22 protein-coding genes are annotated in these 25,298 nt (G+C 71.4%); all 22 read right to left on the bottom strand.

The window, feature by feature from the left end; genetic code table 11:
- Positions 1-199 precede the first annotated feature (199 nt).
- Positions 200-2,329 (bottom strand): primosomal protein N', encoded by a 2,130-nt coding sequence (locus AB0K08_RS10125; protein WP_363353963.1) that lies wholly within the window; start codon positions 2,327-2,329, stop codon positions 200-202.
- Between the two features lie 11 nt (positions 2,330-2,340).
- A complete protein-coding gene (gene metK / locus AB0K08_RS10120) occupies positions 2,341-3,582 on the bottom strand; it encodes a methionine adenosyltransferase (RefSeq protein ID WP_363353995.1) in 1,242 nt (413 codons plus the stop codon).
- A gap of 20 nt (positions 3,583-3,602) precedes the next feature.
- Positions 3,603-4,853 carry a bifunctional phosphopantothenoylcysteine decarboxylase/phosphopantothenate--cysteine ligase CoaBC gene (gene coaBC, locus AB0K08_RS10115; protein WP_363353961.1) on the bottom strand — a complete coding sequence of 417 codons (1,251 nt, stop codon included), beginning with the start codon at positions 4,851-4,853 and terminating at the stop codon, positions 3,603-3,605.
- Between the two features lie 57 nt (positions 4,854-4,910).
- Positions 4,911-5,330, bottom strand: a complete 420-nt coding sequence (gene rpoZ, locus AB0K08_RS10110; protein ID WP_363353959.1) for a DNA-directed RNA polymerase subunit omega — start codon at positions 5,328-5,330, stop codon at positions 4,911-4,913.
- A gap of 76 nt (positions 5,331-5,406) precedes the next feature.
- A complete protein-coding gene (gene gmk, locus AB0K08_RS10105; protein WP_363353993.1) occupies positions 5,407-5,964 on the bottom strand; it encodes a guanylate kinase in 558 nt (185 codons plus the stop codon).
- Positions 5,965-6,094: 130 nt separating this feature from the next.
- Entirely contained in the window at positions 6,095-6,409 is a 315-nt protein-coding gene (gene mihF, locus AB0K08_RS10100) for an integration host factor, actinobacterial type (protein WP_363353957.1), read from the bottom strand.
- 131 nt (positions 6,410-6,540) lie between these two features.
- Positions 6,541-7,500, bottom strand: coding sequence for an orotidine-5'-phosphate decarboxylase (gene pyrF / locus AB0K08_RS10095; RefSeq protein ID WP_363353955.1), 960 nt, complete (start codon positions 7,498-7,500; stop codon positions 6,541-6,543).
- On the bottom strand, positions 7,497-10,808 hold the full coding sequence (gene carB, locus AB0K08_RS10090) for a carbamoyl-phosphate synthase large subunit (protein WP_363353953.1): 3,312 nt from the start codon (positions 10,806-10,808) through the stop codon (positions 7,497-7,499). Before carB ends, pyrF begins: the two co-directional genes overlap by 4 nt.
- Before the next feature lie 7 nt (positions 10,809-10,815).
- On the bottom strand, positions 10,816-12,000 hold the full coding sequence (carA, locus tag AB0K08_RS10085) for a glutamine-hydrolyzing carbamoyl-phosphate synthase small subunit (RefSeq protein WP_363353951.1): 1,185 nt from the start codon (positions 11,998-12,000) through the stop codon (positions 10,816-10,818).
- Entirely contained in the window at positions 11,997-12,539 is a 543-nt protein-coding gene (locus AB0K08_RS10080; protein WP_363353949.1) for a hypothetical protein, read from the bottom strand. The genes carA and AB0K08_RS10080 overlap by 4 nt, the downstream gene beginning before the upstream one ends.
- The gene (locus AB0K08_RS10075) at positions 12,536-13,921 is read right to left on the bottom strand and encodes a dihydroorotase (RefSeq protein WP_363353947.1); all 1,386 of its coding nucleotides are present in this window, start codon (positions 13,919-13,921) and stop codon (positions 12,536-12,538) included. Before AB0K08_RS10075 ends, AB0K08_RS10080 begins: the two co-directional genes overlap by 4 nt.
- On the bottom strand, positions 13,918-14,886 hold the full coding sequence (locus AB0K08_RS10070) for an aspartate carbamoyltransferase catalytic subunit (protein WP_363353945.1): 969 nt from the start codon (positions 14,884-14,886) through the stop codon (positions 13,918-13,920). Before AB0K08_RS10070 ends, AB0K08_RS10075 begins: the two co-directional genes overlap by 4 nt.
- The gene (pyrR, locus tag AB0K08_RS10065) at positions 14,883-15,488 is read right to left on the bottom strand and encodes a bifunctional pyr operon transcriptional regulator/uracil phosphoribosyltransferase PyrR (protein ID WP_363353943.1); all 606 of its coding nucleotides are present in this window, start codon (positions 15,486-15,488) and stop codon (positions 14,883-14,885) included. The genes AB0K08_RS10070 and pyrR overlap by 4 nt, the downstream gene beginning before the upstream one ends.
- 148 nt (positions 15,489-15,636) lie before the next feature.
- Positions 15,637-16,047 carry a transcription antitermination factor NusB gene (gene nusB, locus AB0K08_RS10060; protein ID WP_363353941.1) on the bottom strand — a complete coding sequence of 137 codons (411 nt, stop codon included), beginning with the start codon at positions 16,045-16,047 and terminating at the stop codon, positions 15,637-15,639.
- 16 nt (positions 16,048-16,063) lie between these two features.
- Positions 16,064-16,627: an elongation factor P gene (efp, locus tag AB0K08_RS10055; RefSeq protein WP_363353939.1), complete on the bottom strand. Its 564-nt coding sequence runs from the start codon at positions 16,625-16,627 to the stop codon at positions 16,064-16,066.
- An 88-nt stretch (positions 16,628-16,715) separates the two neighbouring features.
- Positions 16,716-17,858: a 3-dehydroquinate synthase gene (aroB, locus tag AB0K08_RS10050; RefSeq protein WP_363353937.1), complete on the bottom strand. Its 1,143-nt coding sequence runs from the start codon at positions 17,856-17,858 to the stop codon at positions 16,716-16,718.
- Positions 17,855-18,391 carry a shikimate kinase gene (locus AB0K08_RS10045; RefSeq protein WP_363353991.1) on the bottom strand — a complete coding sequence of 179 codons (537 nt, stop codon included), beginning with the start codon at positions 18,389-18,391 and terminating at the stop codon, positions 17,855-17,857. The genes aroB and AB0K08_RS10045 overlap by 4 nt, the downstream gene beginning before the upstream one ends.
- A gap of 53 nt (positions 18,392-18,444) precedes the next feature.
- Positions 18,445-19,689 carry a chorismate synthase gene (gene aroC, locus AB0K08_RS10040; RefSeq protein WP_363353935.1) on the bottom strand — a complete coding sequence of 415 codons (1,245 nt, stop codon included), beginning with the start codon at positions 19,687-19,689 and terminating at the stop codon, positions 18,445-18,447.
- A 75-nt stretch (positions 19,690-19,764) separates the two neighbouring features.
- Positions 19,765-20,670 carry a shikimate dehydrogenase gene (locus AB0K08_RS10035; protein WP_363353933.1) on the bottom strand — a complete coding sequence of 302 codons (906 nt, stop codon included), beginning with the start codon at positions 20,668-20,670 and terminating at the stop codon, positions 19,765-19,767.
- Positions 20,663-22,030: an endolytic transglycosylase MltG gene (gene mltG / locus AB0K08_RS10030; protein ID WP_363353931.1), complete on the bottom strand. Its 1,368-nt coding sequence runs from the start codon at positions 22,028-22,030 to the stop codon at positions 20,663-20,665. Before mltG ends, AB0K08_RS10035 begins: the two co-directional genes overlap by 8 nt.
- A complete protein-coding gene (gene ruvX, locus AB0K08_RS10025; protein WP_363353929.1) occupies positions 22,011-22,541 on the bottom strand; it encodes a Holliday junction resolvase RuvX in 531 nt (176 codons plus the stop codon). Before ruvX ends, mltG begins: the two co-directional genes overlap by 20 nt.
- Entirely contained in the window at positions 22,538-25,291 is a 2,754-nt protein-coding gene (gene alaS, locus AB0K08_RS10020) for an alanine--tRNA ligase (RefSeq protein ID WP_363353927.1), read from the bottom strand. The genes ruvX and alaS overlap by 4 nt, the downstream gene beginning before the upstream one ends.
- Positions 25,292-25,298 lie beyond the last annotated feature (7 nt).

The raw sequence follows: 25,298 nt of genomic DNA, 5'->3' as shown, positions 1-25,298 counted from the left end.
CGAAGTCGCGAGGATAGTCCACACCCGCCACCGGCATCTGCGGCACCAAATCAGCCATACTCCAGCATACTTCAGCTAAGCAGATACCCAATACATGTGTACTACAGTACGGGGCGGCCCGGACGCCGTAAAGGCCTCGCCGTCGGCCTGTGGATACCCGACGCCCGTGGATACCCGACGACGAGGGCGGCCGCCACGACTACGGCAGGTCGACCGGGTCGATCCGGACCCGCACGGGCTCGGTCAGTCGCCGGGCGCTGGCGGCGGACCGGGCGGCGCGCAACGCCTCGACCACGGTCCGGGCTGCGCCATAGGGGAAGAACAGCAGCGCCCGGTGCCGTGGCGGGTCCGCAACCGCCCCGCCAGGCTCCTCCACGGGCACCGGCCCGATCCACGGCAGCTCCTGGACGCCCCCCGGCAGCTCCACCAGGTCGATGAAGGACACCACCGCGTCGGGCGGCCCGGAGATCTCGGCCATGCGGACGGCGGGCGGCAGGTGCAGCTCCCGCCGCTCGGCCAGCTGACGGGAGGCGTAGCCGGGCGGATCCATGCGGACGAGCGCACCCACCACGTCCTCCTGGGAGGCCGTCACCACCACCACGCCGCCGTCGTCTCGGGGCCGCACCAGGGCCGCGGCGGCGAACCAGTGGGCCAGCACCTGCCCCGGCGTCCGCAGCCCCTCCCGCAGCAACTGCGAGTCGCCGTCCAGCAGCAGGGCCGCCGCGTACCCGCCCTCGGCCACCGGCTCAGCCCCGGTGGTGGCCACCACCAGGGCGGGCGTGCCGTCCACGGTGGACAGGATGTGGTCCCCGGATGAGGACAGCACGGGCGTGTTCGGGAACGCCCGGCCGAGCTCCTCGGCGGTCCGGTCCACGCCCCGCGAACCGGCGCGCAGCCGCGGCGACCCGCATTCCGGGCAGGAGTACTCGCGCTCCCGCCGGCCGCACCACCGGCAGGCGGTCTCGTTGCGGGCCGAGGCCGTGCGGTCGGGGAAGCCCAGCGGGCCGGTGCAGTGCCGGCAGCGGGCCGGTGTGCCGCAGTCGAGGCAGGTCAACGCCGGGATGAATCCGCTGCGGCCCACCTGGACCAGCACCGGCCCGGGATCCCCGTGCCGTCCCTCCAGGCCCTCCCGGGCGGTCTTCCACGCCGCCTGAGGCAGCCGGGCCCGGGCCAGCAGGGGGTCACGCTCGGTCTCCCAGGAGTCGGCGGTGGAGACCACCCGCGGCGTGGCCGCATGGATCGTGGCACGGTCCACCCCGAACTCACCCAGCCATCCGGACTCGACCATCCGCTGCACCTCGGGGGTGCGCGTCGTCGAGGCCAGCAGCAGTCCGGCTCCGGCCAGTTCGGAGCGCAGCAGGGCCACATCCCGCACATGCTGGTAGGGCGAGCGCTGCTCGGCATGCAGCGAGTCGCCATCGTTCCAGACGGCCACCAGGCCCGGATGCTCCACGGGGGCCCAGATCGCCGACCGCGTGCCCACGGCGATCCGGCGCAGGCCGCGGCGCAGCTGCAGGAACGCGCGGTACCGGGGGGTGGGGCCGTCGTCGGCGGTCAGGCGGGCATAGCCCGCGGTGCCCACCCGCGCGTCCAGGGCCCGGCACAACCGGTCCAGGTCCCGCTGGTCCGGCACCACCACGACGGCGGCCCGGCCGGCCTCGGCGGTCCGTGCGGCTGCGTCGGCGAGCAGGGCGGCCGCATCCCACTGACCGTGCGCGCTCGGCACGGTCAGCGCGGCGCGGGGCCCGTCACCGGCGGCCACCTGCTCGAAGAACGCCTCGGCGCCTTGCAGCCGTGACCAGTCGAATCGGGTGTCCTCCGGGGGCGGGGAGTCCTCGGATGACGGTGCGGCCGCGTCGGTTCCCGGTCTGGTGCCGGTGGCCTCCGGCGACTCGGCCTCGGCGTTCAGGGCCTTCTCCACCTTGGCGACCCGCGGGGGGACGGCGACCCGGAGCACATCGGCCACGGTGCCGGCGTACCGGGCCGCCACGGCCCGCGCCAGGTCGCGGACCTCCGGCGTCAGCACCGTCTCCGGGGAGACCACGGAGCGCAGGGGCAGCAGCTTGGCCCCGGTGGAGGGCTCGGAACCGCGGGACAGGAGCCATCCCGTCACGTCCTGGTGGCCGAAGCGCACTTTGACCCGCACGCCCGGGCGGGCGCCGTCGTCGAGGGCCCGCGGGACGAGGTAGTCGAACTCCCGGTCCAGGTGCGGAACCCCCGAGTCCAGCAGGACCCGGGCCACCGGCTCGTCCGGCCACCCGCCGGCGACCTCCGGCAGCCCCGTGACCGGTGGCGGCACGGGCAGGTCGAAGAGGGGCTCCCCGGTCACCACCCGGTCGGTTACCGGCCCACGGCGGCGCGCAGGGCGTCCACGCGGTCCAGCCGCTCCCAGGTGAAGTCGGGGTCCTCGCGGCCGAAGTGCCCGTGGGCGGCCGTCCTGCGGTAGATCGGGCGCAGCAGGTTCAGGTCCCGGATGATGGCCAGCGGGCGTAGGTCGAAGACCTGGTTGACGGCCTGGATGATGGCCTCCTGGCTCACCGTCTCGGTGCCGAAGGTGTCCACGTAGAGCCCCACGGGGCGCGCCTTGCCGATCGCGTAGGCCACCTGGAACTCGGCACGCTCGGCCAGTCCGGCCGCCACCACGTTCTTGGCGACCCAGCGCATGGCGTAGGCGGCCGAGCGGTCCACCTTGGAGGGGTCCTTGCCGGAGAAGGCGCCGCCGCCGTGGCGGGCCATGCCCCCGTAGGTGTCCACGATGATCTTGCGGCCGGTGAGCCCGGCGTCGCCCACCGGACCGCCGATCACGAACTTGCCGCCCGGGTTGATGATGAAGGTGGCCCCGCCGGTCTCCAGGCCGGAGTGGGCCAGGACGGGGCGGATGACGTGTTGGATGACGTCCGCGCGCAGCTGGTCCAGCGTGAGGACATCCAGGTGCTGGGTGGAGACCACCACGGTCTCCACGGTCTTCGGCTGGCCGTCCTCGCCGTAGCCGACCGTGACCTGGGTCTTGCCGTCCGGCAGCAGGTACGGCATGGGGCTGTCCTCCTGGTTGCGGACCGTGGTGAGCCGCTCGGAGAGCCGGTGGGCCAGGAAGATGGGGGCGGGCATGTAGGCGGGCGTCTCGTTCGAGGCGTAGCCGAACATGATGCCCTGGTCCCCGGCGCCCTGGCGGTCCACGTCGTCCACCGAGCCGTCGCGGGACTCCAGGGAGGTCTCCACCCCGGCGTGGATGTCGGAGGACTGCTGGCCGATCGAGATGTTCACGCCGCAGTTGGCGCCGTCGAAGCCGTTGGCCGAGGAGTTGTAGCCGATCTGAAGGATGGTGTCCCGGACGATGCGCGGGATCTCCACATAGGCGGAGGTGTTGACCTCGCCGGCCACCTGGACGAGGCCGGTGGTGGTCAGGGTCTCCACGGCGACCTTGGCGGTGGGGTCCTGCGCCAGGATCGCGTCCAGGATGGCATCCGAGATCTGGTCGCAGATCTTGTCCGGGTGCCCGCTGGTCACGGACTCGGAGGTGAACAGGCGGAGGGCCCCGCTGCCGACCCCGCGGTAGGACTCGTAGTCGTCGGGCTCCGGCAGGGCGGCGTTCTGTGCGTCAGTCACCGATCCATCCTATCCAGCCGCGCGCGCTGATCCAGCAGTCCCGCCAGTTCGGTGACGATCGCCACCCCCACGTCACGCTTGTCCCCCGCGGCCGCCACGGGCTCGCGGCCGTCCGCGAACAGCATGGTGACCTCGGTGGTGTCCTGGCCGAAGACCTTGTCCCGCCCCACCTGGTTCACCACGAGCATCTCGCAGCCCTTGCGGGCGAGCTTGGCGGCGCCGAACTCCAGCACGGAGGTGGTGCCGTCACCGGTCTCGGCGCCGAAGCCCACGATCACGCCCGGCATCGGCTCCCCGGCGGTCCGGGCCGCCACGGTCTCCGCCAGGATGTCCTGGGTGCGCTCCAGCCGGATCACCGGGTTGGAGCCGTCCTCCGCCTTCTTGATCTTCGCGTCGGCGTACTCGGCGGGCCGGAAATCGGCGACGGCGGCCGCCATCACCAACGCATCGGCACCGGGGGCGCGGCTCAGGACCGCCTCGTGCAGTTCCTGGGTGGACTCGACCCGGACCACCTGGGCGCCGGCGGGGGGGTCGACGGACATGGCACCGCCGATGAACACCACGGTGGCGCCGGCGGCCAGGGCCGCCTCGGCCACGGCCACGCCCTGCTTGCCGGAGGAGCGGTTGCCGAGATAGCGGACGGGGTCCAGGGCCTCGCGGGTGCCTCCGGCGGTCACGACGACGGCGCGTCCGGTCAGCGGGCCGGTGCCGGCCTGGGTGCGGGGCCGGGCGAGTGCCTGCGCCTCGGCCCAGATGCGCTCCGGCTCCGGGAAGCGGCCGGGCCCGGTGTCCGTGCCGGTGAGTCGGCCGGAATCGGGGTCCAGGACGGTCATGCCGCGCTCGCGCAGCGTCCGCACGTTGGCCACGGTGGCCGGGTGCAACCACATCTCGGTGTGCATGGCCGGGACCATCAGCACGGGGCAGGTGGCGGTGAGCAGCACATTGCCCAGCAGGTCCGGGGCCAGCCCGGCGGCGGTGCGGGCCAGGGAGTCGGCGGTGGCGGGGGCCACCACCACGAGCTCCGCCTCACGCCCCAGCCGGACGTGGTTGACCGACTCCACGGCCTCGAAGGTGTCCGTCCGCACGGGACGGCCAGACAGGGCCTCCCACGTGGCCCGGCCCACGAAGTTGAGGGCGGCCGGGGTGGGCACCACGTCCACCTGGTGCCCCGCCTCCGTCATCAGCCGCAGCAGCAGGGCGGATTTGTAGGCGGCGATCCCGCCGGTGACTCCGAGAACGATCCTCATGGGATCCAACCTAGTCGGCCCGTCCCCCGAGACGTAAACCAGCGGGTCGAGAACGGATCAGGCCTGCTGGTCCTCGGTGCCCTCAGCCGGCTCGGCCTCGGGGGCGTCGGTGATCTCCAGGCCCACGCCCTCGGCCGAGAACGCGTCGTCGGAGAAGTCCGTCTCGGTGGAGCCGGCCAGCTCGAACGGGGCGAAGTCACCCTGCGCCTCGGCGGCGAGCTGCTCCTCGGTCATCGGGGTGGCCTCCAGCAGGTCCTCCTCGATCTCCCGCATGGAGATGGACAGCGGCTTCTCGTTGAGCTTGGTGTCCACCAGCGGGCCCACATACTCGAACAGGCCCTCGTGGAGCTGCGAGTAGTAGGCGTTGATCTGGCGGGCTCGCTTCGCAGCGAAGAGCACCAGGGCGTACTTGGAGTCAACCTTCTCCAGCAGGGTGTCGATGGGCGGGTTGACGATGCCTTCGTACTGTTCGGTCACAAGATCTCCACGGTTGTTCATACGGTGTCCAGATGTTCTGGTTCTGTTGACTGTCGTCTTCGGGCTGCCGGCGGTCCTATCGGCGCTCGTGGGGGTCCAATCCCATGATGCGGACCAGCTCCTGCGCGGCGCGTTCCACGGTGTCATTGACCACCACGGCATCGAACTCCGGCTCGGCAGCAAGTTCCAGTCTAGCCGTTTCCAGCCGTCGCTGCTGTTCGGCGGCAGATTCCGTGCCGCGGCCGACCAGCCGATGCACCAGTTCGTCCCAGTCAGGCGGGGAGAGGAAGACGAATGTGGCCTCGGGAAGGGCCTGGCGGACCTGGCGTGCACCCTGCAGGTCGATCTCCAGCAGCACGTGCTGCCCCTCGTCCAGGGCGCGCTGCACCGTGTCCCGCCGGGTGCCGTATCGGTTCACGCCGTGCACCACCGCCCATTCCAACATCTGGTCCTGCGCCACCAGTTCGTCGAAACGCTCGGGTCCCACGAAGAAGTAGTGCTCCCCCTCGACCTCGCCGGGGCGCGGGTCGCGCGTGGTGGCGGAGACGGAGAGCCAGACCTGGGGGTAGTTCTCGCGGATGTACCGGGAGACGGTGCCCTTCCCGACGGCTGTCGGTCCGGCGAGCACGGTGATGTGCGGGCGGCCCGCGGCCGCCGTCGCCTGGTGTTCGGGCCGGAGGCTGACGGGGCGGGCTGTGGGGACAGCGGGTACGTCGGCAGTGGTCACACGATCTCCTGGCTGGGTGGTTCAGCCCGGGCCCGGGCTACCGGCCAATATAGGCGATGAGCGCCTCCCGCTGCCGACGGCCCAGGCCGCGGAGGCGCCGATTGGGGGATATGCCACAGGACTCCATGATCTTGGCCGCACGCACCTCCCCCACCCCCTGCAGCGTCTGCAGGAGGTCCACCGTGCGCATGCGGCCGATCGCGGCATCCTCGTCGGCCGCCGTGAACACCTGCTCGAGGCCGGTCTTCCCCGCACGGAACGACTCCTTGAGTTCAGCCCGCGCGGTCCGTGCCTGCAACGCCTTACTCCGCGCCGCCTCCCGTTCAGCGGCCGACAATTCCTTCAGTGCCATGTTTTTCACCTCGGGGACTAGGGTGCGGGACACGGCAACGTCGCCGTGACTTGGACGTAAAGTACCCGATGTACCCCGTTCAGGTCTGCAGTCCACCGCCTGGCCCGCAAACTTTACCGAACGGTGACCAACTACTCCGTCAGCTCGTCCGTCGCGGCCCGGATGCCCCCGCGCAGTCCGGCCGCGGACGGACCGCGGGCGAGGATCGCCCGGCTCGAGGTGGCCAGCACCAAGGGCCAGGCGGCACCGAAGCCGGTCCGCATGGACGCCGCGGTGGCACCCTGCGCACCGAACCCCGGGGCCAGCAGCGCGCCGCGCACCCCGGCCAGGTCCAGGCCCAGGCCGGCCGCCTGGTCTGCCACGGTGGCGCCGACCACGAGTCCCACCGGGCCCAGGGCCGGGCGTGCACCCGCCGTGGCCCCCGCTCCGGTGGTGGCGGCATCGGTGGTGGGGGCTGCCTGGGCGTCGAGGGCCCGGGCGTTGTCCCGGGCCGCGGCCTCCGTGATGGAGCGTGCCACCGAGTGGTCCACTCCCCCGGCGTGCTGCACCGCGGCGCCCTCCGGGTTGGAGGTCAGCGCCAGGACGAAGACCCCGCGCCCCGTGGCCTCGGCCAGCTGGACGGCCGGGGCCAGGGACCCGTAGCCGAGGTAGGGGCTCAGCGTCACGGCGTCGGCGGCCAGGGGCGAGTCGTCGGCCAGCCACGCCTCGGCGTACCCGGTCATGGTGGAGCCGATGTCGCCCCGCTTGGCGTCCGCGATCGTCAGGACCCCGGCATGGCGGGCCTGCCGCAGCAGCCGCTCCAGCACCGCCATCCCCGCCGAGCCGTGGCGCTCGTACAGGGCCACCTGCGGCTTGACGGCCGCCACGATCCCCGTGCCACTCGTGTCCACGGCCGCCTCCAGGGCGGTCTGCGAGAAGCGTTCCAGGCCCACGGGCGTGTCCGGCAGGTCCCAGTCCGCCAGCAGCTGCGGGTGCGGGTCGATCCCCAGGCACAGCGGGCCGGCCGTGTCCATCGCGGCCGCCAGCCGGACCCCGAAGGGGACCCGGCCGGCGTCGTACTCCCCGGCGGGCCGCCGGAAGGAGCTGCTCACGATGCGGTACCGGACCGCGCGATCGCAGCGGTCAGCCGCGCGTCGTGCTCCTGCAGGGAGGTGACGTCCCACTCGTACTCGCGCATGGCGTCGATGGCCTGGATGGCGGCCCCGAACTCGGCGAGCGTGGTGATCATCGGCACCCCGATGGAGGTGGCGGCGGCCCGGATCTCGTAGCCGTCCCCGCGGGACTCCCCGCCGGAGGGGGTGTTCAGCACCAGGGAGATCTCCCCGGCCTCGAGCCGGTCGAGGATGGTGCCCCCGGTGCCGCCGTCGGCGCGGTCCGCGATCTTGGCGACCACCTCGGACTGCACCCCGTTGCGGCGCAGCACCTCGGCGGTGCCGCCGGTCGAGACGATGCTGAAGCCGAGGTCGATCAGCCGCTTGACGGGCATCACGATCCCCCGCTTGTCCCGGTTCGCCACGGAGACGAACACGGTGCCGGAGGTCGGCAACGGGTTGTTGGCGGCGGCCTGGCTCTTGGCGAAGGCGGTGTCGAAGTACTTGTCGATCCCCATCACCTCGCCGGTGGAGCGCATCTCCGGGCCGAGCAGCGCGTCCACCACGCGGCCTTCCGGGGTGCGGAAGCGGGCGAACGGCAGCACGGCCTCCTTCACGGCCACGGGGGCGTCCAGCGGCAGGCTGGAGCCGTCGTGGCCGGCGGGCAGCATGCCCTCGGCCTTCAGGTCAGCGATGGACTTCCCGGTGCCGATGAGGGCCGCCGCCTTGGCCAGCTGCACGCCGGTGGCCTTGGATACGAAGGGCACGGTGCGCGAGGCGCGGGGATTGGCCTCGATCACGTAGAGCACATCCGAGGCCAGCGCGAACTGGATGTTGATCAGGCCGCGCACGCCCACGCCGGCCGCGATGCCCAGCGTGGCCTCACGCACCCGGGCCAGCGTGTCCGGCCCCAGGTTGATCGGGGGCAGGGCGCACGCCGAGTCACCGGAGTGGATGCCGGCCTCCTCGATGTGTTCCATGATCCCGCCGATGTACAGGTCGGTGCCGTCGTAGAGGGCGTCCACGTCGATCTCCGTGGCGTCCTCCAGGAAGCGGTCCACGAGCACGGGGTGGTCGGCGGTGATCTCGGTGGCGTTCTCGATGTACCGGGACAGGGAGTCCTCGTCGTAGACGATCTCCATGCCGCGGCCGCCGAGGACGTAGGAGGGACGGACGAGGACGGGGTAGCCGATCTCGTCGGCCACCCGCTTGGCGTCGGCGAAGGAGACGGCGGTGCCGTTCTTCGGCGCGACCAGCCCGGCCTCGTCCAGCACGCGGGCGAACTCGCCGCGGTGCTCGGCAAGATCGATACTCTCCGGCGAGGTGCCCAGGATCGGCACCCCCGCGTCCGCGAGCTGCTGGGCCAGCTTGAGCGGGGTCTGGCCGCCGAGCTGGACGAAGACGCCGAGCACGCCGCCGGAGCGCTCCTCCGCCGCGATGACCTCGAGGACGTCCTCGAGGGTCAGCGGCTCGAAGTAGAGGCGGTCGGAGATGTCGTAGTCCGTGGAGACTGTCTCGGGGTTGCAGTTGACCATGACGGTCTCGTACCCCACCGCCCGCAGCGCCAGGGAGGCGTGCACGCAGGAGTAGTCGAACTCGATGCCCTGGCCGATCCGGTTCGGCCCGGAGCCGAGGATGATGACCGAGGGCTGGGCGTGGTCCGTCACCTCGTCCTCGAGGTCGTAGCTGGAGTACCGGTACGGGGTGTAGGCCTCGAACTCGGCGGCGCAGGTGTCCACGGTCTTGTACACCGGGCGGACGCCCAGCGCGTGGCGCACCCCGCGGACCACCGCCGGGTCCATGTGCCGCAGCTGGCCGATCTGCTCATCCGAGAAGCCGTGGCGCTTGGCCAGCCGCAGCACGGTGGCGTCCAGCTCGGCGGCCGCGGACACCTCCGTGGCGACCTCGTTGATGAGCATCAGCTGGTCCAGGAACCAGGGGTCGATCCAGGTGGCCTCGAACAGCTGTTCCAGGCTCGCACCGCCGAGCAGGGCGCGCTGCACCTGGGACAGGCGGTCCGTCGTCGGGGTCTTGGACTGCTCGATCAGGGCGGCGACCTCGTCCACGTCCGGGGTCTCGAAGGACAGCTCGGCGCCCCTCTGCTCGAGGGAGCGCAGGGCCTTCTGCAGCGCCTCGGTGAAGTTGCGGCCGATCGCCATGGCCTCACCCACGGACTTCATGGTGGTGGTGAGGGTGGGGTCCGCCGCCGGGAACTTCTCGAAGGCGAACCGCGGGACCTTGACGACGACGTAGTCGATGACGGGCTCGAAGGAGGCCGGGGTCTTCTGCGTGATGTCGTTCGGGATCTCGTCCAGGGTGTACCCGAGGGCCACCTTGGTGGCGATCTTGGCGATGGCGAAGCCGGTGGCCTTGGACGCCAGCGCGGAGGAGCGGGACACGCGGGGGTTCATCTCGATCACGACGATGCGCCCCGTGGCCGGGTCCACGGCGAACTGGATGTTGCAGCCGCCGGTGTCCACACCGACCTCGCGGATGATGGCGATCGAGATGTCCCGCATCTTCTGGTACTCGCGGTCCGTCAGGGTCATGGCCGGGGCCACGGTGATGGCGTCGCCGGTGTGCACCCCGACCGGGTCGAAGTTCTCGATGGAGCAGACCACCACGACGTTGTCGTTGCGGTCCCGCATCATCTCCAGCTCGTACTCCTTCCAGCCGAGGATGGACTCCTCGAGCAGGACCTCGGAGGTCGGGCTGTACTGGATGCCGGCGCCGGCGATGCGGCGCAGGTCCTCCTCGTTGTAGGCCAGGCCGGAGCCGAGGCCGCCCATGGTGAAGGACGGGCGCACCACCATGGGGTAGCCGAGGGTGTCCGCGGCCGCGAACGCCTCCTCCAGGGAGTGGACGATCACCGAGTTGGCGGATTCGGCGCCGCAGCGCTCCACGACGCCCTTGAACTTCTCGCGGTCCTCACCGAGCTCGATGGCCTCGATGTTGGCCCCGATCAGCTCCACGCCGTACTTTTCCAGGACGCCGTTCTTGTCCAGCGCGATGGCGGCGTTCAGGGCGGTCTGGCCGCCGAGCGTCGGCAGGATGGCGTCGGGCCGCTCGGCGGCGATGATCTTCTCGATGACCTCCGGGGTGATCGGCTCCACGTAGGTGGCGTCCGCCAGCTCGGGGTCGGTCATGATGGTGGCCGGGTTGGAGTTGACCAGCACGACGCGCAGGCCCTCCTCCTTGAGGACCCGGATGGCCTGGGTGCCGGAGTAGTCGAACTCGGCGGCCTGGCCGATGACGATCGGGCCGGAGCCGATGACCAGGACGGACTGCAGATCGGTGCGCTTGGGCATCGTGGGCTCAGGCTCCTTCGGCGGGGTGGGCGGTGGTGGACGGGGTGCCGGACATCAGCTCGATGAACCGGTCGAACAGCGGGACCGAGTCATGGGGTCCGGCGGCGGATTCGGGGTGGAACTGCACGGAGAAGGCCGGGCGGTCCAGCAGCCGCAGTCCCTCGACCACCTGGTCGTTGAGGGACCAGTGCGAGACCTCCACCCGGCCGTACTGCGACTCGGGGGCCGTGACGGGCTCGCCCAGCGGTGCGTCCACGGCGAAGCCGTGGTTCTGCGAGGTGATCTCCACGCGACCGGTCACCTTGTCCATGACGGGCTGGTTCGGCCCGCGGTGGCCGAAGGGCAGCTTGTACGTCTGGAAGCCGAGCGCCCGGCCGAAGACCTGGTTGCCGAAGCAGATGCCGAAGAACGGCAGGCCGGCATCGAGCACCCGGCGCGTCAGGGCCACCTGCTCGTCGGCCGTGGCCGGGTCGCCGGGACCGTTGGAGAGGAAGACGCCGTCCGGGTCCAGCGCCGTGATGTCCTCGAACGTGGCGGTGGCGGGCAGGACGTGGAGGCGGATGCCCCGGGCGGCCAGGTGGCGCGGCGTGGCGGCCTTCAGGCCGAGGTCCAGGGCCACCACGGTGTGCAGGGGCTCCCCCGTCCAGCCGTGGTCGGCCGGCTCCACCACGTAGGCCTGATCCGTGGTGACCTCCTCGGCCAGGCGGGCGCCGGCCATGGACGGCTGGGCCGCCACCTCGGCCACGAGGTCGGTGAGGGGCCGCTGCGCCGCCTCGCCGGAGAAGATCCCCGCCTTCATGGACCCGGCGGACCGCAGGTGCCGGGTGATGGCGCGCGTGTCCACCCCCTGGATCCCGACGACGCCCTGGGCCTCCAGCTCCTCGTCCAGGCTGCGCTCGGCGCGCCAGTTCGACGTCCGGCGGGCGGCGTCACGCACCACGTAACCGGCCGCGAAGACGGCCCGGGACTCGGCGTCCTCGGAGTTCACGCCGGTGTTGCCGATGTGCGGGAAGGTCTGCACGATGATCTGCCGGGCGTAGGAGGGATCCGTCAGGGTCTCCTGGTAGCCGGTCATTCCGGTGGTGAAGACGGCCTCACCCAGGGTGGTGCCGGTCTGACCGTAGGCGTGGCCGTGGTGGGCGGTGCCATCGGCCAGGACCAGCACGGCGGGCGTGCGGTTCAGTAGGCTCACGAGTTGTTCTCCATCTGCGGGTGGGTGGTCGGGTCGATCAGTTCTCGGAGGGCGGCCAGCAGCGGGTCGCGGTCCGGTGAGGTGCGGGTCCGGAAGCCGGTGGTGACCTGTTGGCCACCCAGCATCCAGGTCACCAGCACCAGGCCGTCCTTCTCCACGAACTTGCCGCTCATGCCGGATCCCAGGCCCACCTCACGCAGGTCCGCCCGGGGGAGGAACAGGTTCGGGCTGCCCTCGCGGAGCAGGGCCACCCCGGAGCCGTGGACCTCCAGCCGGGCATTGGTGCGCAGCCCCAGGCCGTGGACCGCGATCCGGTCCAGGTAGTCCTGGCCGCGAACGGTGGACACGTACATGCCCTCGGCGCCGGCCAGCGGCTCGGCCGCCAGGACTGCTGCCGGCACGGCGGCGGGGGCCGCCACGTCCTGCTGGCGCCTCTTGCGGTGACGCCATCCCCACCACATCAGGACCGCGAAGACCACCAGCCCGATGCCGGTCAGGATCCCGATGAGGGTGTATTCGGCGCTGAAATCGTCGTTCACTGCTGGGGGCTTCCTGTCTGGTTGTTCTGCTGGTCCTGCTGGTACGAAGTGCGGGGCGTGGCCAGGGCGCGCTCACGCACCACCGGGTGGCCGTGGTTGAAGACGTCGGTGACCTGTCCGGGCAGCTCCATGCCCCGGTAGGGGCTGTTGCGGGACTTCGTGGCGTGGGTCTCCGGGTCCACGGTCCGGGTGACGTCAGGGTCGTAGACCGTGAGGTTGGCCGGCGCGCCGATCTCGAAGACGCCGTCGGCGGAGATCCGGCCCTGGTCGGCCACGCGGGCGATCCGGGCCGGCGTCGAGCTCAGGATCCGGGAGATTCCCGCCCAGTCCATCAGGCCGGTGTCCACCAGGGCCAGTTGCGCCACGGGCAGGGCGGTCTCCAGGCCGGTCATGCCCATGGCGGCCACGGTCCACTCGCATTCCTTGGTCTCCGCGGTATGCGGGGCGTGGTCCGTGCCGATCGTGTCGATGGTGCCGTCCGCCAGCCCCTCGCGCAGCGCCATGACGTCGGCCTCGCGGCGCAGCGGCGGGTTGACCTTGTAGACGGGGTTGTAGGTGCGGACGAGTTCCTCGGTCAGCAGCAGGTGGTGCGGCGTGGCCTCGGCGGTGACGTCGATCCCGCGCTCCTTGGCCCAGCGGATGATCTCAACCGAGCCGGCGGTGGAGACGTGGCAGACATGCAGCCGGGAGCCCACGTGCTGGGCGAGCAGCACGTCCCGGGCGATGATGGCCTCCTCCGCCACGGCCGGCCAGCCGGCGAGCCCGAGCATGGAGGACAGCGCCCCCTCGTTCATCTGGGCGCCGTCGGTGAGCCTCGGCTCCTGCGCGTGCTGGGCGATCACGCCGTCGAAGGCCTTGACGTACTCCAGGGCACGGCGCATCATCACCGGGTCGGCCACGCACATCCCGTCATCGGAGAACACCCGGACCCTGGCCCTGGACTCGGCCATCGCGCCCAGCTCGGCCAGGCGTTCCCCGCCCAGGCCCACCGTCACGGCCCCGATCGGGTGCACGTCGCACCAGCCGGCCTCGCGGCCCAGCTGCCAGACCTGCTCGACCACGCCCGCCGAGTCCGCGACCGGCGTCGAGTTCGCCATGGCGTGGACCGAGGTGAAACCGCCGAGCGCCGCGGCGCGGGTCCCCGTCTGCACGGTCTCCGCGTCCTCACGGCCCGGCTGGCGCAGGTGGGCGTGCAGGTCCACCAGGCCCGGCAGGACCACACGGCCACGCGCGTCGAGCACCTCGGTGCCGGCCGGCGTCGTCAGATCCGGCCCGACGGCGGCCAGCAGCCCGCCCTCGACGAGGACATCCGCGGTGGTGCCGTCCGGCAGCGTGCCGCCGGTGATCAGGTACCGGTCCGGGGAGGGGGATGCGGGGCTCATGCGGGCTCCTTCTGGTTCAGCAGCAGGTAGAGGACGGCCATGCGCACGGAGACGCCGTGGGCGACCTGTTCCAGGGCGGTGTTGCGGGCGGAGTCGGCGCCGGCGGCGGAGATCTCCAGGCCGCGGTTCATGGGACCGGGGTGCATGATCACGGCGTCCGGGACGCCCGAGGCCTCGATCACGGCCAACCGCTCGTCCGTCAGCCCCCAGGACCGGGTGTACTCGGCGGCGGAGGGGAAGAACGCGTCGTGCATCCGCTCGGACTGCACCCGCAGCATCATCACGGCGTCCGGGGCGGTGGCCAGGGCCTCGTCGAGGGAGTACGTCACGGCGCAGGGCCAGTCCCCGGCCCCGAGCGGGATGAGGGTGGGGGGCGCGGCGAGGGTGACCTCGGCCCCCAGGGTGGTCAGCAGCCACAGGTTGGACCGGGCCACCCGGGAGTGCAGGATGTCCCCGACGATCACGACCTTCATCCCGGTCAGGTCGGTGCCGTGCGGGGCGAGGCCGCCCCGCCGCGCCAGGTGCCGGCGCAGGGTGAAGGCGTCCAGCAGCGCCTGGGTGGGATGTTCGTGGGTGCCGTCGCCGGCGTTGACCACGGCGGACCGGATCCATCCGGAGTCCGCGAGCTGGGCGGCGGCCCCGGACCCCCAATGACGCATCACGATCGCGTCGGCGCCGATCGCCTCGAGCGTCTGGACGGTGTCCTTCAGCGACTCGCCCTTGGACACCGAGGTGCCCTTGCCGGAGAAGTTGATGACGTCCGCGCTGAGACGCTTGGCCGCCGCCTCGAAGGAGATGCGGGTGCGGGTGGAGTCCTCGAGGAAGAGGTTGACGACGGTGCGTCCGCGCAGGGCGGGAAGCTTCTTGACCTCACGGCCGGAGACGGCGGCCATCTCCTCCGTGGTGTCCAGGATCCGCAGCGCGTCGGCGTGGGAGAGGTCCTGGGTGGAGAGCAGGTGCTTCACCGGGCGGCCTCCCCGGCCACCGGGGTGATGTCGAGGATGGACACGGCGTCCTCGGCGATCTCCGCCCCGTCCACCTCGACGAGCCGCACCTGGACGCGCTCGGCGGTGGAGGTGGGCAGGTTCTTGCCGACGAAGTCGGCCCGGATCGGCAGTTCCCGGTGGCCGCGGTCCACCAGGACGGCCAGGCGCACGGCCGCCGGGCGGCCGAAGTCGTTCAGGGCGTCCAGTCCGGCGCGGATGGTGCGTCCGGAGAAGAGCACGTCGTCCACCAGCACCACGGTGGCCCCGTCGATGCCGGCGGCCGGCAGCCGGGTCGGCGCCGGGGTGCGGGAGGTGGAGCGCCGCAGGTCGTCGCGGTAGAGGGTGACGTCCAACTCACCGGTCGCGGCCGCCGCGTCGAAGCCGGGTTCGATCCGGGCGAGTTTGGCGGCCAGCCGTTCGGCCAGCGGGACGCCGCGGCGCGGGATGCCGAGGACCACCAGGGAGTCTGCGCCCTTGTTGGACTCCAGGATCTCGTGGGCGATCCGGGTCAACGCCCGATCGATGTCCGCCGCGGTCATGACCTGACGGACGGTGCGCACGGCGCGGCGTTCAGCCTGCACACATGCCTCCTTCCCCGCCTCACAGGACGGAACTTAAAGGAAACGCAACCCTGCTGGGGCGTGTTGGTCCGGCGTCCACACTAGCACCAGGGCCGGACAGTGCCGGCTCCTGCAGTCAGTCCGGTGTCAGTCCGGTGTCAGTCCAGTGTCAGTCCAGCAGGGTCGGCTTGAGCTGCTGGAGGCGGCCCAGCAGCCCGTTGACGTAGTCCGGGGAGTCGTCCGTGGACAGCTCCTTGGCCATGGCGACGGCCTCAGCCACCGCCACGCCGTCCGGGACGTCGTCGTTGAACAACAGCTCCCAGGCGCCGATCCGCAGGATGGCGCGGTCCACCGCGGGCATGCGGTCCAGGGTCCAGCCCTGTGCGTAGGAGGACAGGATCTCGTCGATCCGTTCCTGTTCGGCCACCACGCCCTGGGTGATCTCCACGGTGTACGGGTTGATCACCTGTTCCGTGGACGTGCGGCGGGAGGTGACCCCCGCCTCCGGGGCGGTCCCGCGCTGCTCGGCCTCGAAGAGGATGTCCAGGGCGCGCCGCCGTGCCTTGCCTCGTGCACTCACTGATCCAGCCTGTCGATCAGTCGTTCACGCGGCCGAGGTAGTCACCCGTGCGGGTGTCCACCTTGACCTTGGTGCCCTGGTCCACGAACAGCGGGACCTGGATCTCGTAGCCGGTCTCCACGGTGGCCGGCTTGGTGCCCGCGGAGGAGCGGTCCCCCTGCAGGCCCGGCTCCGTGTAGGTGATCTCCAGGACCACGGACGGCGGCATGTCCATGTACAGCGGCGTGCCCTCGTTCATGGCGATGGTGACCTTCTGGTTCTCCAGCATGAAGTTCGCGGCGTCGCCCACCACGGCCGCCAGCACCGTGATCTGGTCGTAGGTGTCCAGGTCCATGAAGACGAAGTCCTCGCCGTCCTGGTACAGGTACTCGTAGTCCGAACGGTCCACGGTGGCGGTCTCGATCTTGGCGCCGGCGTTGAAGGTCTTGTCCACGAGCTTGCCCGTGTTGATGTTCCTCATCTTGGTGCGGACGAACGCTCCGCCCTTGCCCGGCTTCACATGCTGGAACTCGATGACGTTCCACAGGTGGCCGTCCATCTTCAGGACGGTGCCGTTCTTGATGTCATTGCTCGTTGCCACTGTCAATCTCCGTCTGTGTGGGGTGGGCCGGTCGATGGCGTCGACGCGGCGCGCGGCGCAGTCCAGTCGACCATTCTAGGGGATGGCGCTACTCCGAGATCTCCTGGTAGGCCGCGAAGAGCAGGGAGGCGTCCGGGACGTCATAGGTGGTCGGCTTGCCCAGCCCGTCCAGCAGGACGAACCGCAGCTGGTCGCCGCGGTTCTTCTTGTCCCGGCGGATCCCGTCCAGCAGGGCCTCCCAGCGGCCTGACGCGTACTGGGTCGGCAGCCCCAGGGAGTCGAGGATGGAGCGGTGGCGGTCGGCCGTGGCGTCATCCAGCCGGCCCACGGACCGTGCCAGTTCGGCGGCGAAGACCAGGCCGACGGACACGGCCGCGCCGTGGCGCCACTGGTAGCGCTCGGCCAGCTCGATGGCGTGGCCCATGGTGTGGCCGTAGTTCAGCATCTCCCGCAGCCCGGATTCCCGCAGGTCGTCCGAGACCACCTGCGCCTTCACGGCGATGGAGCGCTCGATGAGTTCCCGCAGCTGGCGCGAGTGGGGGTTCTGTGCCTGCTCCGGTGAGGACTCGATGATCTTCAGGATCTCCGGGTCCGCGATGAAGCCGCATTTGACGACCTCGGCCAGTCCGGAGACCAGCTCGTTCGGCGGCAGGGTCAGCAGCGTGTCCAGGTCGGCGAGGACGCCGGCCGGTGGGTGGAAGGAGCCCACGAGGTTCTTGCCCTCGGCGGTGTTGATGCCGGTCTTGCCGCCGACCGCGGCGTCCACCATGCCCAGCAGGGTCGTGGGGATGTGCACCACCCGGACGCCGCGCAACCAGGTGGCGGCCACGAAGCCGGACACATCGGAGACCGAGCCTCCGCCCACGGACACCACGGCGTCCGAGCGGGTGAAGTCGTTCTGCCCCAGGACCTGCCAGCAGAAGGCGGCCACCTGGATGTGCTTGCCCTCCTCGGCGTCCGGGATCTCGGCCGTGAGGGCTTGGTATCCGGCGGTCTCCAGGTCCGACTTGACCACGTCACCGGTGGCGCGCAGGGCGCGCGGGTGGATCACCAGGACGCGGCGGACCGAGGGGCCCAGCATGTCCGGCAGTCGGCCCAGCAGCCCCTTGCCCACCACCACGTCGTATCCACCGGTGGCCTCGGCTGCCGATCCCCCGGAGACCGGGATGACGGTGGCGTCCTCGGCGTTCTCGGTGTCGGCTGCGGTGGACGGGGGGTTCGGCTCGGTCATGGATGGACACTCCTGTGGTTCTCGGATGAGGTCTCGGATGGGTTCTCCGCCGTGCGTACCAGGCGGATGATCTGGTCGGCGAGGTCATGGGTCGAGCGGCCGGTGGTGTCAACCGTCCACTGCGACACCTCACGGTACAGGCCGTGTCGTTCGGCGAGGATGCGGCGCCAGGTGCGGCCGGGGTCCCCGGCCAGGACCGGCCGGCCGGCGCCGCCCTTGAGCCGTTCCAGCGCGGCGCCCTCGCCCACCGTCAGGTAGACCACGTGGGAGCCCTGCGCCAGCCGGTCACGGGTGAGGGCACTGAGCACCGCTCCCCCGCCCAGGGACAGCACGCAGGGCTCGGCGCGGGACAGCACCTCCGCGATCACGTCCTCCTCGGCCTGGCGGAAGGCCGGTTCGCCCCGGGTGGAGAAATAGGCGGCGATCGGTCCGTTCTCCGCCACGAAGAGGTCGTCGGCGTCGAGCCGTTGCAGGCCCAGCCGGCGGGCCAGGACGGAACCGAGGGTCGACTTGCCGGAACCCATGGGCCCCACCAGCACGATCCGCCGGCCGGGAGACCACGCGGGCCGGCCGTCCGTTGCCGAACTCACTGCAGCGGATCGCCCATGGGTGCCTCAGCGGAGGCCTCGGTGGCAGCGGCTTCGGGGATCGGCAGGGGTTCGAGCGCGGCCACGAACGACTGGAGGTTGCGGCGCGTCTCCGCCACGGAGTCCCCGCCGAACTTCTTCAGCACGGCCTGGGCGAGGACGAGGGCCACCATGGCCTCGGCCACCACACCGGCGGCCGGGACGGCGCAGACGTCGGAGCGCTGGTGGTGGGCCTTGGTGTCTTGGCCGGTGGCGGTGTCCACCGTCCGCAACGCGCGGGGGACGGTGGCGATCGGCTTCATCCCGGCGCGGACGCGGACGACTCCCCCGGTGCTCATCCCGCCCTCGATGCCGCCGGCCCGGTTGGAGGTGCGCACGGGGTGGCCGTCGGCGCCGCGGACGATCTCGTCATGGGCCGCGGTGCCGCGCCGGGAGGCGGTGGTGAAACCATCGCCCACCTCGACGCCCTTGATGGCCTGGATGCCCATCAGCGCGCCCGAGAGCATGGAGTCCAGCCGGCGGTCCCAGTGCACGTGGCTGCCCAGGCCCACGGGGACGCCGTAGGCCAGGACCTCGACCACGCCGCCGAGGGTCTCGCCCTCCTTGTGGGCGGCATCCACCTCGGCGACCATGGCGTCCGAGGTGGACTGGTCGAAGCAGCGCAGGGGGTCGGCGTCCAGGGCCGTCACGTGCTCCGGGGTGGGCAGCGCAGCGCCCTCCGGCACGGAGACGGTGCCCACTGCGGTGGTGTGGGACACGGTCCGGATGCCCAGCTCGGCCAGGAACGAGGAGGCCACCGTGCCGAGGGCCACGCGCGCCGCCGTCTCACGGGCCGAGGCGCGCTCCAAGAGGGGGCGGGCCTCATCGAAGCCGTACTTCTGCATGCCGGCCAGGTCGGCGTGGCCGGGGCGGGGGCGGGTGAGGGCGGCGTTGCGGGCCACGCCCTCCAGCTCGGAGGGCTCCACGGGATCGGCCGACATGACCTTCTCCCACTTCGGCCATTCGGTGTTGGCGATCTCGATGGCCACGGGCGAGCCGAGCGTCGAACCGTGCCGCACGCCGCCCGTCAGGGTGACCTGGTCCTGCTCGAACTTCATCCGGGCACCCCGGCCATAGCCGAGGCGACGGCGCGCCAGGGCGTCCTGCACCATAGAGGTGGTCAGGGGGATGCCCGCGGGCATCCCTTCGATGATTCCAACGAGTGCGGGCCCATGAGATTCGCCCGCTGTCAACCAGCGCACCATGGACTCGATTCTCTCATGGCCTGGCGGTCCCGAGGCACAGAGTGACCGGCACCCGTCACAACGGTGGGGGTCAGGTCACTTTGCGCTGGAGGGGGTGCGGGAGGGGAGATCGACGGCGGCCGCCATCGCCGCCGTGACGGCGCCCCAGTCGGGCGTGCTCCCGGCCGGCAGGGCGCGTTCGGAGCACAGGCGCACCTGTTCCACCGCCTGGTACAGCAGCATCTCGAGTCCGCTGACCACCTGTCCGCCACCGGACTCCCATGCGGTGGCCAGGGCCGAGGGCCAGGGGTCGTAGGCGGCGTCCAGCAGCGGGGGCAGCCCACCCGCACCACGTCCCGCGGCGGCCAGCAACCCGGCCGTCGGATCCGCGGCCCGCGGGGGCAGGGTGGCGACGACGGCGCGGAACCCGGGCGCCGCCGTCGGGAAGTCCGCCAACAGCCGGATCTCGGGCTCGAGGCCGAAGCCCCGGGCCAGTTCGGCGTGCTCTGCGGCCTTGGCCGGGGTGCGGACGAACAGGTCCACGCCGGCCAGCTCCATCAGCTGCGCGGCGGCGATGGCCGCGGCGGCGGTCCCCCCGCCGCCGAGGATGCCCATCCGGCCACCGGTCACCGACGTGTCATAGCCGGCGAAGGCCAGGGACTCCACGATCCCCTCCACGTCCGTGTTGTACGCCGTCGAGGTGCCCGCCTCGTCCCAGACCACCGTGTTGAGGAATCCGAGCCGTTCGGCGCGCGGGGAGAACCGGTCCACCTCGGCCATCATCGCCGACTTCAACGGCATGGTCACGGACAGCCCCAGCCACCGGCCGGTGAGGTCCGCCATGAAGGCGGGCAGCTGCTCCGGGGTCACGTCATGCGCCTCATAGTCCACGGCCAGGCCCAGGGCCCGATATCCGGCCCGGTGCAGGGCCGGGGACCTCGAATGCGAGATGGGGTGTCCGAGGACACCGGCCGTCAGCCCGGTCACGTTCTCGCTAACCACAGATCTCCTCGTTCTCGGCGCAGTAGTCGCGGTACTCCTGCTGGTAGACGCGGTGCTGCGCGTAGTCCTCGGCGAACTTCGTCTCACCGGTCTCGATGTTGGTGGTCACCCAGTAGTAGTAGTCGTTCTCCTCCGGGTGGGCCGCCGCATCCAGGGCCTGGGTGGAGGGGGCCCCGATGGGTCCGGGCGGCAGGCCACGGTGGGCGTAGGTGTTGTACACGTTGGAGGCGTCCTGCTTGTCCTCCTCCGAGAACTGCAGCTGACGCTGGCCGAGGCCGTAGATCACGGTCGCGTCGATCTGGAGGTAGCCGCCGGTCTCCGGGTTGTCCGGATGCAGGCGGTTCTCGATGATGCCGGCCACGATCGGGTAGTCGTCCGGCAACGCCTCGGCCTCGAGGATGGAGGCGATCGTGACGGTGCGGAACTGATCCGCCTCCTCCGTGATGCCCTGTTCCTCCAACTCGGCCATGGTCGGCTCGATCATCTGCGCGAAGATCTCGGCCGGTTCGGCGTCCACCGGGAAGCGGTACTCCCCGGGGGCCAGGTAGCCCTCCAGGCTCGGCGCCTCGGCCGGCAGACCGAAGTCCTCCGGGTTCTCCGCGGCCGCCTCGAGGTCTCCGACGCTGAACCCGGTGGACTCGCTGATGGCCTGGATCGCCTCGTTCAGGCGCATCCCCCGGTTGACGGCCACATAGTGGACCTGACCCTGACCGTCCCGCAGCAGGATGGCCGCGGCGTCCGCGGCCTTCATCTGCAGCTTGAGCGGATAGTCCCCCGCCTGGATCGAATTCTCGGACCGGGACTGGTTGACCGCCTCGATGAACGCCCCGCTACTGGCCACGATGTCCTGCTCCGCGAGCCGGTTCCCGATCGCCAGGGCCCCCTCACCCTCGTTGACGGTGAAGCTGACGTCCTCGCCGCCCGGACCGGGGTAGTCCTCGGCGGCAGGGGACGGGAGGATGGTCCGCAGGGCGAAGGACAGCCCCGCCACCAGCACCACGAACGCGGCGAAGGCGGAGATCAACACCACGTTGCGGCGACGGCGGCGCTTGCGGCGCGCCTCCTTCTTCAGCTGCGCCTCCGGAGAGCGGTCCCGGTTGACCGTGACCGTCTGGTATCCCTTGCGCCCGGCCGGACGCACGATGACGGGGTCCTGCGATGACGTGGAGTCCTTCGGCGCGTACCGGCCGTCACCGGCGGCGTCCGGGTATTCGCGGCGGTCCTCCCCCACCGGGGGCGAGGACGGCCCGGGGGCCGCTGACCCGTCCGATCCGTCCTGCACCGACTCACGGCGTCGCAGTTCCCGCCGCGTCACCGGGGTGTCGTCATCGCCCGGCCCCTCAGGAGTCAGATCGGCCACGTGTCCCATCCTCTCCGTCGGGTGCAGGCACGGCGACGGGACGCCCGGCGTCCCGCTGGAGTGATTGTTGCATATTCAACGCCTGCTCGAGGATCTGAACCGCCGCCACCTGGTCCACCACGGCCCGGTGGGACCGCGTGTCACGGCCCGCCTCCCGCAGCTGCCGGTGCGCCGAGACGGTGCTGAGGCGTTCGTCCACCAGGTGCACCCGCGCGCCGCTGCCGGCCGCCCGGAGTGCCGCGGCCAGGTCCTGCGCGTACTGTTCGGCGTCCTCGGTCGAGGCGGTGGACCGCCCCTGCAGGTTCACCGGCAGGCCCACGTAGACGACCACGGCGTCCCGCTCCAGGGCCTCGCGGACGATCAGGCGCCGGTCGTGGCCCTTCTTGACGTCACGCTTCAGGGTGCGGACCGGCGTCGCCAGGATGCCGTCCGGGTCCGAGGCCGCGAGTCCCACGCGGGCCTGGCCCACGTCGACGCCGAGCCGGACCCCTCGCTGCACCGCCCCGCTCACGCGCCCGCGGCTCCGGCCGCAGCACCGACTCCTGCGCCGACGGCGTCCCGGACCGCGGCCAGGGCCGCACCGATCCGGCTCGCGTCCTGACCGCCGCCCTGGGCGAGGTCGTCCTTGCCGCCGCCACCGCCGCCGAGCACGCCACAGGCGGTCTTCACGAGGGCCCCGGCCTTGAGCCCGGCCTCCCGTGCGGCCTGGTTGGTGCCGATGACCACGAGCGGGCGGCCCTTGGCCGTGCCGGCCATGGCCACCACGGCGGGCGTGCCCGCCGCGTTGCCGGCCGTGTTCTCCAGCCGGGAGCGCAGGTCCAGCACCAGGGACCGCAGCTCGTCGCCGGAGCCGACCGGGCCGGCGTCGTGGGCCAGCAGCCTCACGACGGCCTGCGCGCCGGAGACCTCGACAGCGGCCTGCACCAGGCGTCCGGCCTCGGCCTGCAGCTGGGCGGCCCGGAGCGCGGCCAGCTCCTTCTCGACCTCCTTGAGCCGGGCCAGGGTGCCGGCCACCCGGTCCCTGACCTGGTCCGCGGGCACCTTGAGCAGGCCGGTCAGCTCGTTGACGAGGGTCCGCTCGGTGGCCAGGTGCCGGAAGGCGTCCAGGCCCACGAGGGCCTCCACGCGGCGGTTGCCGGAGCCCACCGACTGCTCGCCGAGCAGGGCCAGGGAGCCGATCTCCGCCGTGGCGCCGACGTGGGTGCCGCCGCACAGCTCGCGGGACCACGCGCCGTTGACCTCGACCACGCGGACGCGGTCGCCGTACTTCTCCCCGAACAGGCTCATCGCGCCCAGGCCGCGGGCCTCATCGAGGGACATCTCGCGGGTGAGGACCGGGTGGTTGTCCCGGATGGCCAGGTTGGAGACGTCCTCCACCTCGGAGCGGGCCATCTCGCTCATGGCCTCACCCCAGCGGAAGTCGAAGCGCAGGTACCCCTCCTTGTTGAAGGAGCCGGACTGGGTGGCCTCCGGGCCGAGGATCTGGTGCAACGCGGCGTGCACGAGGTGGGTCCCCGTGTGGGCCTTCTGGGCGTCCAGGCGGCGCTGCAGGTCGATGGTGCCGACGGCCTCGACGCCGGCCGGCACCTCGCCCTCGGTGACCCTGACCCGGTGGACGCTCAGGCCCTTCACGGGGGCCTGGACGTCCAGGACCTCCACCACGAAGCCGTCGCCCGTGATGTATCCGGTGTCTGCGGCCTGGCCGCCGGCCTCGGCGTAGAACGGGGTGGCGTCCAGCACGAGTTCCACCTCCTGGCCGGCCGTCGCCAGGCCCACCTGCTGACCCTCGGACAGCAGGCCGCGGATGCGGGAGGCGGTGGTGTGCTCGGTGTAGCCGGTGAAGACGGTGTCACCGGACCCCTGCAGCGCTCGGTAGGCCGAGGAGTCCACGTGGCCGGACTTCTTGGACTTGGCGTCCTGGCGGGCCCGGGTGCGCTGCTCGGTCATGAGCGCGCGGAAACCGGCCTCGTCCACGTCCACCCCGGCCTCCTGGGCCATCTCGAGGGTGAGGTCGATGGGGAACCCGTAGGTGTCATGCAGCTCGAAGGCGTCGGCGCCGGAGATGCCGGTGGCGCCGGTCTGGGCGGCGGACTTCGCCGCCTTGACGGCCGCGTCCATCCGGGCGGTGCCGGCGGCGATGGTCCGCAGGAAGGCCTTCTCCTCGTTGTAGGCCACCCGCGCGATCCGCTCGAAGTCCTGCCCGACCTGCGGGTAGGTGCCCTTCATGGCATCACGGGAGGCGGGCAGCAGCTCAGGCAGCACCGGCTCGGTCACGCCCATCAGGCGCATGGCCCGCACGGCGCGGCGGATCAGGCGGCGCAGCACGTAGCCGCCGCCCTCGTTGCCGGGGACCACGCCGTCGGTGATGAGCATCAGGGCCGAGCGGACGTGGTCCGCCACCATGCGCAGGCGCACGTCGTCCGCGTACTTCGGGTCGGCCGGGTCCTCGGTGGAGGAGTACTGCCTGCCGGCCAGCTGGGCCGCGCGGTCCAGGACGGGGCGGACCTGGTCCGTCTCGTACATGTTCTCCACGCCCTGCAGGATCATGGCGAGACGTTCGAGGCCCAGGCCGGTGTCGATGTTCTTGTGGGCCAGCTCGCCGGCCACGGTGAAGTCGGTCTGCGAGTTGACCTCGGAGAGCTGGTACTGCATGAAGACCAGGTTCCAGATCTCCATGTACCGGTTCTCGTCCGCCGACGGGCCGCCCTCGCGGCCGTACTCCGGCCCCCGGTCATAGAAGATCTCCGAGTCCGGGCCACCCGGACCGGGCTGGCCGGTGTGCCAGTAGTTGTCCTCCTTGCCCAGCCGCTGGATGCGTTCGGCCGGGAAACCGACGTCCTCGCGCCAGATACGCTCCGCCTCGTCGTCCTCCTCGTACACGGTGACCCAGATCCGCTCCGGGTCCAGGCCGTAGCCGCCCTGCTCCTGGGTGGAGGTCAGCAGCTCCCAGGCCATCGGGATGGCGCGTTCCTTGAAGTAGTCGCCGAAGGAGAAGTTGCCGCACATCTGGAAGAACGTGCCGTGCCGGACGGTCTTGCCGACCTCCTCGATGTCCGCGGTGCGGATGCACTTCTGCACCGAGACGGCCCGCTGGTACGGCGGGGCCTCCTCACCCAGGAAGTAGGGGATGAAGGGGACCATGCCGGCGATGGTGAACAGCAACGACGGGTCCGGGGAGACCAGCGAGGCCGAGGGGACGACGGTGTGGTCCTTCTGGGCGAAGAATTCCAGCCAGCGGCTGGCGATGTCCTGCGACTTCATGACGGCG

Source organism: Citricoccus sp. NPDC055426 (assembly GCF_040677445.1).
GTDB lineage: Bacteria > Actinomycetota > Actinomycetes > Actinomycetales > Micrococcaceae > Citricoccus.
This window is presented reverse-complemented; position numbering and strand designations above follow the sequence as displayed.

What these genes read in the sequence shown, in the direction of transcription:
- alaS (WP_363353927.1), bottom strand. Translation starts at nt 25,291, where the DNA reads ATGAAGTCGCAGGACATCGCCAGCCGCTGGCTGGAATTCTTCGCCCAG.
- carB (WP_363353953.1), bottom strand. Translation starts at nt 10,808, where the DNA reads ATGCCCAAGCGCACCGATCTGCAGTCCGTCCTGGTCATCGGCTCCGGC.
- mihF (WP_363353957.1), bottom strand. Translation starts at nt 6,409, where the DNA reads ATGGCACTGAAGGAATTGTCGGCCGCTGAACGGGAGGCGGCGCGGAGT.
- aroB (WP_363353937.1), bottom strand. Translation starts at nt 17,858, where the DNA reads ATGACCGAGCCGAACCCCCCGTCCACCGCAGCCGACACCGAGAACGCC.
- AB0K08_RS10075 (WP_363353947.1), bottom strand. Translation starts at nt 13,921, where the DNA reads ATGAGCCCCGCATCCCCCTCCCCGGACCGGTACCTGATCACCGGCGGC.
- coaBC (WP_363353961.1), bottom strand. Translation starts at nt 4,853, where the DNA reads ATGAGGATCGTTCTCGGAGTCACCGGCGGGATCGCCGCCTACAAATCC.
- aroC (WP_363353935.1), bottom strand. Translation starts at nt 19,689, where the DNA reads ATGGTGCGCTGGTTGACAGCGGGCGAATCTCATGGGCCCGCACTCGTT.